This is a genomic window from Halocatena pleomorpha, assembly GCF_003862495.1.
In the GTDB taxonomy this organism is placed as follows: Archaea; Halobacteriota; Halobacteria; order Halobacteriales; family Haloarculaceae; genus Halocatena; species Halocatena pleomorpha.
In genome coordinates, this window is the sequence record NZ_RRCH01000047.1 from 1 (window position 1) to 13,311 (window position 13,311).

Genomic DNA, 13,311 nt, shown 5'->3' on the forward strand with positions numbered 1-13,311 from the left:
GGCGAAATCGAAGTTCATGGGCCGGACGCGACCGAACTCACACAGCGGCTCACCACAAACGACGTGACTGCTCTCAAACCGGGAAAGGGACAGTACTCGGCGGTCACAGACGAGCGTGGCGTCATGCTGGATGATACAGTCGTCTACGACCGACCGGATGAGGGAGGGTATCTGTTCGTTCCGAACGCCGGTCACGACGAGGAGTTGTACGACCACTGGTGTGCCTCCCGCAAGAAGTGGAATCTCGACTGTACGGTCGAGAACGTCACTGAACAGTACGCGATGATCGCCGTTCAGGGACCAGAAAGCGAGGCACACCTCAGTGAGGTGACGGAGACGGTCCAAGACCTCGGACGGTTCGAAATCGCGTCAGCGTCCGTCGCGGGCGTGAACTGTCTCTGTTCGCGGACAGGATACACTGGTGAGGATGGGTTCGAACTGCTCTGTCCGTGGGACGACGCACAGACGGTATGGGACGCCATAAACTGTCAGCCCTGCGGACTCGGAGCACGGGATACGCTCCGGATCGAACAGGGGTTTTTGCTCTCAGGGCAGGATTTCGATCCGGAATCAAATCCGCGGACGCCGTACGAAGCAGGGATCGGCTTCGTTGTGGATACTGACAGCCGGTTTCTGGGACGGGAGGCGCTCGCTGAAGCCACGCCGAACGAGCAGTTCGTCGGCATCGAACTCACTGAGCGCGGCGTGCCACGCAACGGCTACGCGATCGAGAGCGTGGATGGCACCGAGATCGGAACCGTGACCAGTGGAACGCTCAGCCCGACACTCGGTGTTTCGATCGGACTCGGGTACGTCTCCACGGCTCACGCCGAGCCGGGAACGGAGATCCGAGTTGTCATTCGCGGTGATCGAAAGGCAGGACTCATCACAAACCCGCCCTTTGAGCACGCAACCACTGAACAATGAGTTTCGAGATACCTGAAGACTGCTACTACCTAGAAACGCACGAATGGGCGCGTATCAATGAGGAATCAGGAACCGCGCGCGTCGGAATCTCGGAGTTCGCACAGGACGAACTCGGTGATATCGTATTTGTTGAGTTACCAGAACCGGGCGAAGAGATCGATCAAGACGGCGAACTCGGTGTGGTGGAATCGATCAAAGCCGTCTCGGATCTGTATTCGCCGCTGTCCGGGACCGTTGCTACGGTGAACGAAGCAGTGTTCGACGAACCCGAACGCCTCAACGACGATCCGTACGGCGACGGCTGGCTGCTCGAACTCGATGGGATCGACACGTCCGAAACCGACGCACTGCTCACTGCCGAGGAGTACGAACAACAGATCGAGTGAGCCAGTTCCAGTGCTGCGCGCAGTCAGTCGTCGTCCGCTGTGTCCGATCCCGTGATTTCGGTGTTTTCCGCCGTCGATTTCGTGTTCGGAGATGGATACTGCGGTGATTGATCGGACAGGGTCGGCTGGTCTTCGAAATCAGGATCGAACAGTTGAAGCGCGGTGTTGATCGTTGACCAGTCGTCGCGCTCTGCGGCGTCACGGAGGCTTTTCGTCGGTACAGCCAGCAGCTGTCCGACGAGTGCGTCAGCGAGCGATTCGACAGTCTCGCGCTGTTCGGCGGTGAGTTCGTCTTTCGCGTCGAGTCGCGAGAGCGCGGTCTGTAGCTCCTGCTGTTTTATGCGTTCTGCCCCCTCATACATGGCGGCGATGACCTCATCGGCCTGTTTTCGTTTGTACTGAGTGAGAAGCCGGTCGATCGCCTCGTCAATTATCTCCTCGACCTGTTGGGCGGCAACGCGGCGGGTTGCCGTGGTTTCGGCTGTGATCGATTCGAGTGCGTCGAGATCGTACAGCTCTACATCCGAAAGCGAACCGACGGCCGGATCGATGTCACGGGGCTGAGCGATATCGACGAGCAACGTCGGTCCATCGCTCGCGTTCACCGTCGAGCGGTCAATGATCGAGTGATCGCTGCCTGTAGCGCTGACGACGATATCACAGTCCGCGATCGTGCCAGAAAGCGAATCGAGACCGACGGCACAGGCACCATCAAGGGCGTCCACGACGTGTTCAGCGTGCTCGGTGGTTCGATTAGCGACGATGAGCCGGTCCACATCAGGAGCCAGTGCACTGGCAGCGATCGTACCCATCTCACCCGCACCGACAACCATCGCCGTCGCAGTAGCGAGTTCTGTCTCTCGGTCAGCGAGCTTCACAGCAGCACTCCCCAACGAAACGACGCCCTCGTTGATCGTCGTCTCGGTTCGTGCGCGCTCACCGACGTGGATCGCTTTTGTCAACCCCGTTTCGAGCACTGGACCGACGGCGTCCATCGACCGTGCGGTCAGGTACGCGTCCCGCAACTGACCGAGGATCTGGTCCTCACCGAGGACGAGCGACTCCAAGCCGCAGGCGACGCGCATCAGGTGCCGTAGCGATCCCTCGTGATCCAACTCGCGGACGGCCGAATCGGGAACATCAGGCCGGACCGTTTCGAGCGCCGCCCGACCGGTAGCAGGCGAGTCAGTGACGACGTAAGTCTCGATCCGGTTGCACGTCTGGAGGCAGAGAGCCTCAGTGACAGCAGACTGATCGAGCACCGATTCGATGATCTCTGCGTCAGATCTCGAACACGCGACTTCGATCGTGTCGATGTCGGCGTTGCTGTGGCTGATGCTCCACCCCGTGAGGACGCCAGTGCCGGCAGTCATTCCGTTTCACCCAGTTCCGAAGCGATGACTTCGCTCACTGCTTGCTCTGTTTTCGTCTGGCTATCACCTAAAGCCTTCCAAACACGATCGGACCGCACAACCGCACGGAGAGCCGATCGCCGTTGCGTCGGTGGCACGTCGTCCAGTGTCGCTCGAAGATCGCCCGTCACCCGTGCCATCTCACCCGCGTCCTCGATGTGAGGTTCGATCCGCTCTCGGAGCACGCGGGTCAACGCCGGGCTGTGGCCCCCTGTCGAGACGCCGACGACGACAGGGTCTGACCAGACGGTGGCGGGAACGGCAACATCAGCGACCGTTCTGTCGGCTCCAGCCGCCTGATCGGCCCGGTTGACGAGAATACCACGCTCGTGGCCGGCGGTGGCGATCGCCTCGTTCAGTGCCGTTCGGTCGGTGGCTGCGACGACCAACGCAGGATCGACGCGATCGATCCAGCCCGCGACAGCAGCCGGTTCGGGAGCGGCGCGGACGCGAGCCGCCGAGCCGAATGACGCCGCAACGAACGTGGGACTGACGACCACCACGTCGGCTTCACGGGCGAACGTGCGGGCGCGACGCGCACCGACCCGCCCACCACCGAAGACGAGCACTCGGGTGCCGGTGAAATCATGTAATATAGGAATCACGTTGACTCCGTGTTCGACAGCCTGTCATCGAGTCTAATGCCCGTTTTTTTCAACACCGTTGTCGAGAACAACGTGTCCCACTGGTCAGCATCGACAGCCCAGAATTCAGCCATCCGATCTCGAACCGCCCGGATCCGTCGGTCGCTTTCAGCTTCAGTCCGTCCGTGAGTCATCGCAAAGAAATTGTACGGCCACACGTCCTCGTGGCGTGGCCGCTCATAACAGTGGGTGACGTACTCCAACGACGCGATCGCCGGTCCAACCGTTTCGATGAGATCATCCGGAACGTTCCACACCGTCATTCCGTTCTCCGTGTAGCCGAGTGCGTAGTGGTTTGGAATCACGCCGATGCGCCGGATCTGCCCCTGCTCGTTGAACCCAGCGATCGTTTCGAGCACCCACTCAAGCGGCTGGTCGATGGCACTCCCAACGTCAGCGTAGGGCGTCTGCGTCAGCGGTAACCCGTCCTGAATCTCTCGGAGCAACGCGCGTTCGTCAGTCGTGAGTCCCGTTTGCTCAGTAGAAAGATCGGGCGACGGTCCCAGGCCGGAAAGGTCGAGTCCGGTCTCGCGCAGTGGTCCATCGATCGGAAACTTCGCCTCGACGCGGAACTCCCGCTGTTTTGGCATGTTGTACGTCGGCTGTCCAGTTTCGGATTCGATAGTGTCTAACACCTGCTCCACACGGTCGGCGTCGGCCACCGACACGACGAACCACATGTTGAGATGGGGGTGCTCGCGCTCGTAGTTGTGTGCGACTTCTCGATGGTCGTTTACTTGTTCTGTGATCGCCTCGAACTGGTCTTCGGGCGCGTGCATAGCCACCAGTGTGGCCGTGCCGCCGATCGCTTCGGCGTTGATGAGTGGTCCGAACCGCGTAAGAACGCCTTCCTCGGACAGCGTCCGAATTCGCGTGATGAGTTCCTCGGCCGTCACGTCGATCGACCGGTCACTGAGCGCGTCGGCCGCCGCTTCGAACGGCCGCGCTGTGACCGGAAAGCCGCCTTGAAATCCGTTGATGATGGCCCGATCGGTACGGTCCAACTCTTCGGTGCTCATGTGTTTTCTCCGGGCCATCCACCCATAAACGACGCGTTCGCACCGAAGTATGGGTTCCCTCAAAGCGTTCCACGGTCGGCGCAAGCCGTCTGTTTGACGGTGTTATCGAATCGTACCACGACGCGATTGCACTCGATCACATGTGACCACCCTTTGCAGTGGTTAATACCACTCCTTCTCGATGAACTGTTGTGCAAGGCTGAATGCCCCCCGAGCAGCGGCTGTTTCGGGGGTCTTAGGCGAGATCACGGTGACGCTGTGCTGGAGTTCCTCACCGAGTCGGTGTTCAAACGTTTCGGGCAGGCCCGGAACGGCAGCCATTCCACCAGTGAGCGTGATCGGTTCGTCAAGGACGTGCTTGTACACTTTCGTGTGGTCGGTGGCTAGCTGCGGGAGGAATTCGTTCGCAATCACGTCGACGGCTTCGTCGACGTACCGATCGAGCGCGTCCATTACGCTGCGCTCGATCGTGAACTCGTGGGTGCCACCACCGGGTTGTTGGATAACGTCGGTAAACGGCCGGAAGTTGTTGAAATCACCGTGTTCCTCTTTGTACTCTCGTGCTGTCGTCCCATCGATATGGACCCGGCCTTGGGTTTCTTCCTCGACGTTGTTGGCAATCCACCGATCAACTTCGTTACCGGCGATCGATCCCGTCGTAAACCGTGATAGCTGTTTTCCATGACGGTATGCGCACGCGCCGATGTTCGTCGATCCCATATTGATCGAAATGAAAACGTGCCCGATGGCTGTTAAATTCGGCCCGAACGCAGGAAGCGACCCACACAACGACTCCGGATACCCCCTGGTGAGCTGCTCACCGATATCGGTTCGTTCGATCACGTCGATCAGGTTCTGTAATCCAGTTTCGTTGTCGACCGCCGGAATGGCGTACACCACGACGCTGTTTTTCGGGAGATCGTACTCCTCAACAATCCACTCGAAAAACGTCGCTGTGGCCGCTGCCCGCGCATCATCCTCGGGAAGTCCCGTCCGCAGCATAAACTCCACTCGCTCGGGATATTCGTACGCCGCTTTCTCACCGTAGATGACCTGCGTCGTCCCCGACAAAACGTCTTCGTACTGAGCCAAACAGGTGAGTGTTGCGTGGGTCTCGATCCCCCGCTCGTGTGGTCGAGCGACGACGGTCCGAGTACTCCCGATCTTGATTCCGATCGGCACCGGACCGTTCTGCTCTCTCCCGACAGGCGGTGTCTCCCCAAGCATACACCACTTCTTCAAAGGCACCACGGATAAACGATCACAGATCGATCACGGCTCAATGATCGACGTGACCTTTGAGCCGATGCACTCGCTTGTAGAACTGCCGTATCAGCTCAAGTGGTATCGATTCGTTGAGACGATAGTCGGCCCGTCCGTCTCGGATCGCCCTGACGACTGCTTTTGGTGTGGACTCCTCGGTGTCGACTTCTGTGTACGCCCGCCCGACTTCGAAGGGGAAATGGGCGTCACTCCCCCCGACAAGGGACGTTTCGTCTGTTTCAGCCAACTGTTGGATCTGATCGATCGGCACGGAGCGCTTGCCGTTGACTTCGTAGGCATCGAACGGCAAATCGAGATCACGAACCACGCTGTTCCGGAACGGATGGGCAACGATCGCCGCACAGTCACGCTCGTGCGCGATATCGATGATTTCCTCTGGTGTGAGTGCTCCCGGCGTCGTTCGCATCGGCGGTTCCGGTCCGACCACTAGCACGTGACCAGCGGTTGTCGACACCTCTATCCCCGGAATGAGGGTTAGTGATCCCGTATCGATGTCGAGACGACTGTAGTAATCGTGGTTGGTCACTGCGACGGCGTCGAGTCCACGCCACTGTGCGAACGCTACTAACAGGCGCGCGCCGATCGGATCGTAGCTAGTCGGGCCACTGAACGCGTGAAAAAACCGGGTGTGGGTGTGCAGATCTACTGTAACCATTGGTGTGTACTCCGCGTCTCACCGACCGTACCGCTCGAACGTACTTCCCCGATGTATGTGGAATCTGGGCGTGCGCTCGATAAAGCCGACAGTGCATTCCACAGTGTGTCGTAACTGTGGGTGCTTCTCACCCAAAGGGTTTCCTCTCTCATTAAACGAATCTAACGCCTATTTGTGGCTGGAACACAAACAGTCTATAATCATCGTGCGTAGGCGTACTGACACCGGCACCGAAGCGGACGTACGGTCAGGGATTGACAGACGGCACTCGATGAACACTGATACATCAACAAGACGTTATGAACGATGAGAACATCGATTCGGGCGACAGTCCGTCAATGGCCGTTTCTCCAGACAGTGATCGGTGGCAGATCATACTGAATCCGACGAGCGGGACAGAAGATCACGTCGAAAAAGTACGGTCATACGCCAACGACCGTGGCTACGCGGTTACCGAGACGGAGCAGGCGGGCGACGCGATCGAACTGGGAAAAGACGCCGCCCAGAAAGGTGTTTCCCGACTCGCTGCGTGTGGTGGCGACGGGACGATACACCAGGTCGTTGAAGGATATGATGAGGCTGGTTCCCTTTCTGATGTAACGTTCGGCGTGATTCCCGCTGGAACAGGGAACAATTTCGCTCAGAATCTCGGGATAGAACGTATCGAACGCGCGTTCGAACTGCTCGAAACGGGTGAACGGCGGCAGATCGACGTTGGGGTGGCCGATGACGAACTGTTCACGAACTCCTGCATTGCGGGCATCACAGCGAAAACGAGTTCGGAGACCGACTCAGACCTAAAAGAGCGATTTGGGACGCTCGCGTACGTGCTCACAGGAATACGACAAGCGGCCGAGTTCGATCCGCTTCACGTAGAGATCGATACCGGAACTGCCGTTTCAGGGTCGACGTGGCAGGGAGAGGCGCTCTGTATCCTGATCGGGAACGCGCGGCGGTTCGCAGGCAACGGCGGGCAAGCGAACGCAGAAGATGGTCTGTTCGAGGTGCTGATCGTCGAAGAGATGCCGACGAACGACCTCCTCACCGAAGCCGCGATACAACGGTGGTTTGGAACGGAGACCGAACACATGCTACGGTTTACGTCCGATCATCTAGAGATAACGAACCAACGAGACACCGATGTCGAGTTCAGTCTCGATGGAGAGATACGCGCCCATCAGGAGCTGTCGCTGCATATTCGCCCACGGGAGTTGGAGATTGTCGTGGGACCGGAGTACAGCCCGGAACCGGAGTGACTACGCTAGTAGCGACAGACGCACCCGTTCACGGACGAACCATTTTATAGGGCGAGCATCAGGGAGAACGCACATGAGTGATGATCCTGACGGTCCGACTGGTGCAACGCTCTCCTATCGCAACATCCTCGAACGAGAGATGGAGAACGCGCTCAAAGAGATGGATCGGCCAGTGTTAGGGACGTTCATCTCTGGCGTCTCTGCGGGACTCAACCTGAGCTTCGGCGCGTTGTTCATGGCGATGGTGCTAACCTTTTCCGGTGGGTTCGGCTCGGAACTCACGAAACAGTTCGTCCTCGCTGGTGTCTCGTCGATCCCGTTTCTGTTCGTGGTCGTCGGACAAACCGAACTGTTCACTGCCCATTCGACGATGGCAGTCCTCCCTGTTCTCGATGGGCGCGCGTCGCTCTCCGATCTGGGACGCATTTGGAGCGTGACGTACGTCTCAAATCTGGTCGGTTGTGGTACATTCGTCGTCTTGATTGTCGCTATCGGTGGTCGGATGGGTATCGCAGAGCCGGCGGCATTCAGCTCGCTTGCGGGATCGTTAGTGGGGCTTCCGTGGTGGGTCATCGTGCTCTCGGGGATCGTTGCAGGGTGGTTGATGGGATTAGCGACGTGGCTCTCAGCTGCCAGCCGCGACACGATCGGCCGCATCGTCTTCGTGTTACTCACCACTGCAGCCATCGGCTTCGGGCCGTTTCACCACGCTATTCTCGGCACGACAGAGGTGCTCTCAGCAGTGGCGCTCGGTACGGGCGTCACGCTCGAAGCGTTCGGTCTCTTCTTGCTGTGTACGACGATTGGAAACGTCATCGGTGGGACCGTCTTTGTGGGCTTGATCAATTACGGTCACATCGCGCTGGCAGGCGAGCGGAAAGATGTCGAATTCGAAGCCAAAGAGACGGACGATTCCTGATCCAAGACCGTCTCGCAGTATTGGGTTATCGTGAGGTTCCGTCGCCTCCGGGTGCGATCGTATCTGTACGATTCGGTGGGAGAGCGAAGGTATATCTTCACAGGCGTGTTTTCGCCCGGTAATGCACGATTTCATCGTTGTTGGTGCGGGACCTGCTGGTTCACGGTTCGCCCACAGCGCGGCCAAGCGAAACCATGACGTGCTCATGTTCGAACACGGCGAGATCGGCCGCCCACTCGCCTGCTCCGGGCACGTCAGCACGGACATCTGGGAGTACGTTCCCGAAGACGCCCGCGATGAACTCTTTCAAAACGAGATCCGGGGTGCGCGGTTTCACACCGGCGGGCCTGAAACAGACAGCGAACCGTTCTATAAGGACGAACCGGTCTCGAACGCCATCGACCGGGTCGGACTCGACAAAACGCTCGCTGAGATGGCCGACCGAGCCGGTGCGGACGTGCGTGACCAGCACACCGTGACGGCGCTCGAAGAACACCGCGACCATGTGACGGTGACAGTGAACGGTCCCGACGGAACCGAGCACCACGACGCGCGAATGGTGGCAGGCTGTGACGGTCCCCGATCGCGGGTGCGTCGGGAGTGTGAGCTCCCCCAACCCGAGGAATTCCTCCATGGGGTGTTAGCGTTCGATTCCACGCCCGACCACGATGCATTCGTCGACGTACATCTCACCATGCCGGCGTTTTTCGCGTGGCGCATCCCGCGGGGCGACGCTGGTGTCGAATACGGACTTGCGGCCGCTCCGGATAGCGACGTTTCGGGACGCTTTTCCTCGTTCTGTGACGCCTACGGCGTCGATGTCTCACACCGGTGTTCGGGGGCAATCCCCATCGGTCCGCCGCGCCGAGTGATCGGCCGACGCAGCTTCCTCATTGGTGATGCTGCTGGGCAGACCAAACCATTCACCGGGGGCGGAATCCTATATGGAATGCGTGCAGCCGATCATGCTGCCCGCGAGATCGAACCGACCCGTCCCGGAACACTCGGGGAGTACGAACGCGCGTGGCGAGACGACCTCAGCACCGAGATCCGTCTCGGGCACTGGATTCGGCGTGCGTATTCGCTCCCGTCCGCTGTCCAGTCTGCAGGGTTAGACGCTCTGTCCGGCGAGATCGGCGTTCACATGGACCGGCCATCGACGTTGTTCTCACGCGAGCAGTTACGAGCCGTCCTTTCTGCGTCCGAACAGTAGGTTCGTCGCTCCGATCGCCACTCCGCCGTCGAAACCGTGGGTATTAGCCGTGAAATTCTATACCCTAGAGTATGGGCAAGATAAGCGTAGAAATACCGGAGGAACTGCTTGAGGATCTCGACGACCACGTCGGGGAAGATGGGAAGTTCGTCAATCGGAGCGACGCCATTCGGGCGTCAATCCGGAAGACGCTCGATCTGCTCGATGAGATCGACGAACGACACGGCCGACTGGAAACAGATGAGTGAGAACCGCTCGCGGGACACCACCCGAGACGCCGATTCGCTCGTGCTATCCGTTTCCGCGCTCGTGTTGGTGTCGCTGTTTATCACGGCGCTCGTGACAGCCCAGTTGACGGCTGCGAAGGTGATCGAGTTCACGCTTCCAGTAGCGATACCAGTCGCTGGCAGCTCGCTCGCCATGCCAGGAGCGGCGCTGGCTTACACGCTCACGTTTTTCGCCTCGGACTGTATCACCGAACTGTACGGCAAACGATCGGCCCAGATGGTGGTGAATGTCGGCTTTTTCATGAACATCGTGTTGCTGGCGCTCGTCTGGAGCACGATCTGGGCGCCTGCGGCCCAGTCCAACGCTGTCGATCCCGAGACCTTCCAGACGGTGCTTGGTGCGAGCACGAACATTGTGCTCGGAAGTCTCACGGCGTACCTTCTCAGCCAAAACTGGGATGTGTTCGTGTTCCACTGGCTGCGAGAAGCGACCGGCGGGGCACAGCTTTGGCTTCGCAACATCGGTTCGACCGCGACGAGCCAACTGATTGATACGGTCGTCTTCGTTGGGATTGGGTTCGTGGTCGCGCCCGTCCTGTTGGACACCGGCGCTCCGCTCTCGGGGAGTGCCGTTGCCTCTCTCGTGGTGGGTCAGTACCTGCTGAAACTTCTCATCGCGCTGCTAGATACGCCGTTCGTGTACGCGGTGGTGGGGTACGTCCGATCGAATCGATCGAAGACCGCGGTGACGGCCTGAGAAGGTCACTCGATCCGCTCAGCGAAGCCGAAATTCGGCTTTATCTCCTCGACGACGACCCGAACCGTTTCCCCTGCGTCGGCGTCGGGAACGAACAGTGTGTATCCATCAACCTTAGCGATGCCGTCGCCTTCGTGACCGGTGTCGACGATCTCGACAGTGGTCTCCTCACCGGCTTCAAGCGGGACGGTAATGTGTCCTTTACCGACCAGATACAGCTCCGAAGACTCATCACGGGAGGCAGCAGGATGGATAGCACGGACGTATTTGAACTCCGATTCGACTTCCGACCGGAATGCCGCCAGATCGGAGCCATCGAACACCTTCACGACGAAATCGCCGCCGGGCGCTAACACTGTCATCGCCGTGTCGAACGCTTGGCGGGCGAGATGAATCGAACGCGCGTGGTCGAGTGAGTACTCACCGGTCATGTTCGGTGCCATGTCCGAGAGGACGATGTCAGCTGCGCCGTCCCCCGTTGCTCCTTCGATCCGGGCTGCGATCTGCTCGCGGGTGTCGGCGTCGGTCATATCGCCGCGGATCGTTTCCACGCCGTCGATCGGATCGATGCGCTGGCGGTCGACGCCCACTACTGTCCCCTCCTCGCCGGCGCGTTCGGCGGCGACCTGAAGCCACCCACCGGGGGCCGCCCCGAGGTCGACGACCGTTGCGCCCTCGTTGAGCAACGACGCGTCCGCATCGAGCTGTTTGAGTTTGTACGCTGCGCGCGAACGGTAGCCCTCCTGTTTGGCCTTGTTGTAATATTCGTCTCGGTGGCTCATGGTCTTTCCACGTGTTGTCTAGTTCCGTTCTGTGTGTATACTGCAAACGACGCCTCGGTCATAGCGGGAATGAGGCGGTCGATCCGGAAAGGCACACCGGATGGTCTGCACACGCCCGAAAATATATAAATTAAAGATATGACAGGAAACGATATGAACGAGCCGTCGTCATTCCGCGCTTTCGGGCCGGTTTTTGCGTGTGGCAAGATCTCGTAGCGATTCAAGCGATGATGGTGTCACCCTCCATTAACAATGTGGTTGCGGTCGTTCACAGAAGGACCGCCGACCACGAACTGTTCGGCGGTTTTCATTTCGAGCCTGTTATAGTCGTCACGGCCTACTGTCTTGGCAGTGATTCGTGCTGCGTTGAACTTTCCACCGTCAGGGAACAACGGCTCAACAGCGGTCGTGATCGGGGGCGTGTTGTTCGGCGTGATTGGAGTCGTGGGAGTCGTGACGACAGTACTGTTCGAAACGCAGTTTCTCGATTTCGGACCGCGTTTTCTCGACGGCGAAAGCGCGGAGCGTCGGCCGCATCTCATCCTCGGGGCCGTTGTTGCCACCTATTCGCTCGTATTCCTCATTATGCGAGGCTACGATGTCGCCGTACTGCGTGCCGTCGTCGGGAGCGGCGAACCCACTGCACCACCGTTTCGCTTCGGTGTCGTGCGCGATGGCATCAGCGCGACTGTGATCCTCTTGTGTTATTTCGTTCCATCACTCGCGTTGGGAACTATCGGCTTGGTTCTTCGACGACCAACTGGGCAGGGACTACACGGGGTACTCAACACCGTGGGCGCGTTATCGCTTCTGTTCGGACTGTTCGCGCTTATCGTCGCCGCGTATCTCATACCCGCAGCCACAGCTTTGTTCGCCACCCGACGGTCGATCCGTGCCGCGTTCGATCGCTCTGCACTCCGTGCCTGTGTCGCTACAGAAGATTACGCCGCCGGCTGGATGATTGCCAACCTGTTCCGACTGCTACTGCTTCCCGTCACGATCGCGTTGCAGGCGTTGCTCATCGGGTTTTTTCTGCGGTTTTACCTGCGTGTTTCCGTCCAACACATGTACGGTCAGTCGATTTCGAACGCTATAAAAACCGACACGGCCAGCCACCGAGACGCTACAGCCAGCTAATATACCCGTATCTTGGATCAAGCAGAAACCCCCGTCGTTCACGGCGGGGTTGAATGCAACACTTAGCTGTCTGTCCCTCTACAGCGGTCCCTCGGTGTCCAACGCTTTTGCTCCCTGAATGACGAGTCCGCGCCACGTCAGGCCGTGTGCTTCTTTCACTTCGCTTAGTCGGTCGTACTCTTCGTCGCTCACTTCGATGTTTAGGTTTCGCATCGCTATTCAATAGCGATTTAATAGTCTTAACTTGCATGGATTTCTTGGTACTGGTGTGACCGCGCCCGCCACGAAAACGCTCCAAGCCACGCTCGCGCCACCAACGGCGCACAAAGAGCACCGCCTTCAGCGTACCGTGGCGACGTACCGACGCGCACTGTCGGAAGCGTTCGATTCCGGTGCGGATACGCAGTCAGCGGTCAACGATATTGTCACGCCCTACAACCTGACAGGACACGCCAAAAACGCACTCAAGAGTTACGTCCCGAAGCTCCGGAAAACGTACAACGCCGAGGAGTTGGACGACGGCCACCCCGTCCGATTCACGAATCAGGGGTGGCGTCTCGACCACTCCGAAGATAGAACACATGAGTTCTGTTGGCGCGTTCCCCAAGCCGGACGTGGGAACGCCTTCTGGATTCCGCTCCGGATCAACCCCGCCCAGGAATCGCTCTGGGCGGACTTGCTCGACGGCGACGT

Annotated in this window: 15 protein-coding genes and 1 pseudogene; 9 read left to right on the forward strand and 7 right to left on the reverse strand. The window is 59.1% G+C overall.

Translation table 11 applies throughout. The features are described from left to right. Positions 1 to 927 (forward strand): glycine cleavage system aminomethyltransferase GcvT (gene gcvT / locus EIK79_RS17250; protein WP_124956961.1); only part of this gene is annotated, 927 nt, incomplete at its 5' end. Then, entirely contained in the window at positions 924 to 1,313 is a 390-nt protein-coding gene (gene gcvH / locus EIK79_RS17255; protein WP_124956963.1) for a glycine cleavage system protein GcvH, read from the forward strand. The genes gcvT and gcvH, both read left to right, overlap by 4 nt. A 23-nt stretch (positions 1,314 to 1,336) precedes the next feature. Here gcvH and hemA read toward each other — a convergent pair whose 3' ends face one another. From hemA to EIK79_RS17280, 5 genes are all read right to left on the reverse strand, one after another. Further along, entirely contained in the window at positions 1,337 to 2,686 is a 1,350-nt protein-coding gene (gene hemA, locus EIK79_RS17260) for a glutamyl-tRNA reductase (protein WP_124956965.1), read from the reverse strand. After that, entirely contained in the window at positions 2,683 to 3,330 is a 648-nt protein-coding gene (locus EIK79_RS17265; RefSeq protein ID WP_124956967.1) for a precorrin-2 dehydrogenase/sirohydrochlorin ferrochelatase family protein, read from the reverse strand. The genes hemA and EIK79_RS17265 overlap by 4 nt, the downstream gene beginning before the upstream one ends. Then, positions 3,327 to 4,388: a siroheme decarboxylase subunit beta gene (gene ahbB / locus EIK79_RS17270; protein ID WP_124956969.1), complete on the reverse strand. Its 1,062-nt coding sequence runs from the start codon at positions 4,386 to 4,388 to the stop codon at positions 3,327 to 3,329. The genes EIK79_RS17265 and ahbB overlap by 4 nt, the downstream gene beginning before the upstream one ends. Before the next feature lie 162 nt (positions 4,389 to 4,550). Continuing rightward, complete coding sequence (locus EIK79_RS17275; protein ID WP_124956971.1) at positions 4,551 to 5,615, reverse strand: acetate and sugar kinases/Hsc70/actin family protein; 1,065 nt, start codon at positions 5,613 to 5,615, stop codon at positions 4,551 to 4,553. 52 nt (positions 5,616 to 5,667) lie between these two features. Then, positions 5,668 to 6,327, reverse strand: a complete 660-nt coding sequence (locus tag EIK79_RS17280) for a PHP-associated domain-containing protein (RefSeq protein ID WP_124956973.1) — start codon at positions 6,325 to 6,327, stop codon at positions 5,668 to 5,670. A gap of 299 nt (positions 6,328 to 6,626) precedes the next feature. Here EIK79_RS17280 and EIK79_RS17285 point away from each other — a divergent pair, with 299 nt between their 5' ends. From EIK79_RS17285 to EIK79_RS17305, 5 genes are all read left to right on the forward strand, one after another. Next, positions 6,627 to 7,583, forward strand: coding sequence for a diacylglycerol/lipid kinase family protein (locus EIK79_RS17285; RefSeq protein ID WP_124956975.1), 957 nt, complete (start codon positions 6,627 to 6,629; stop codon positions 7,581 to 7,583). Between the two features lie 73 nt (positions 7,584 to 7,656). Then, the gene (locus EIK79_RS17290; protein WP_124956977.1) at positions 7,657 to 8,502 is read left to right on the forward strand and encodes a formate/nitrite transporter family protein; all 846 of its coding nucleotides are present in this window, start codon (positions 7,657 to 7,659) and stop codon (positions 8,500 to 8,502) included. A gap of 121 nt (positions 8,503 to 8,623) precedes the next feature. Then, positions 8,624 to 9,715 (forward strand): geranylgeranyl reductase family protein, encoded by a 1,092-nt coding sequence (locus tag EIK79_RS17295; protein ID WP_124956980.1) that lies wholly within the window; start codon positions 8,624 to 8,626, stop codon positions 9,713 to 9,715. Between the two features lie 71 nt (positions 9,716 to 9,786). Beyond that, positions 9,787 to 9,963, forward strand: coding sequence for a ribbon-helix-helix domain-containing protein (locus EIK79_RS17300; protein ID WP_124956982.1), 177 nt, complete (start codon positions 9,787 to 9,789; stop codon positions 9,961 to 9,963). Beyond that, positions 9,956 to 10,699, forward strand: a complete 744-nt coding sequence (locus tag EIK79_RS17305; protein ID WP_124956984.1) for a queuosine precursor transporter — start codon at positions 9,956 to 9,958, stop codon at positions 10,697 to 10,699. Before EIK79_RS17300 ends, EIK79_RS17305 begins: the two co-directional genes overlap by 8 nt. A 5-nt stretch (positions 10,700 to 10,704) precedes the next feature. Here EIK79_RS17305 and EIK79_RS17310 read toward each other — a convergent pair whose 3' ends face one another. After that, entirely contained in the window at positions 10,705 to 11,481 is a 777-nt protein-coding gene (locus EIK79_RS17310) for a 23S rRNA (uridine(2552)-2'-O)-methyltransferase (protein ID WP_124956986.1), read from the reverse strand. 351 nt (positions 11,482 to 11,832) lie between these two features. Here EIK79_RS17310 and EIK79_RS17315 point away from each other — a divergent pair, with 351 nt between their 5' ends. Beyond that, the gene (locus EIK79_RS17315) at positions 11,833 to 12,618 is read left to right on the forward strand and encodes a DUF4013 domain-containing protein (RefSeq protein WP_124956988.1); all 786 of its coding nucleotides are present in this window, start codon (positions 11,833 to 11,835) and stop codon (positions 12,616 to 12,618) included. 78 nt (positions 12,619 to 12,696) lie between these two features. Here EIK79_RS17315 and EIK79_RS19095 read toward each other — a convergent pair whose 3' ends face one another. Beyond that, positions 12,697 to 12,831: a hypothetical protein gene (locus EIK79_RS19095; RefSeq protein WP_267900517.1), complete on the reverse strand. Its 135-nt coding sequence runs from the start codon at positions 12,829 to 12,831 to the stop codon at positions 12,697 to 12,699. 55 nt (positions 12,832 to 12,886) lie between these two features. Here EIK79_RS19095 and EIK79_RS17320 point away from each other — a divergent pair. After that, positions 12,887 to 13,311, forward strand: a pseudogene (locus EIK79_RS17320) (RNA-guided endonuclease TnpB family protein); the annotation flags it as partial.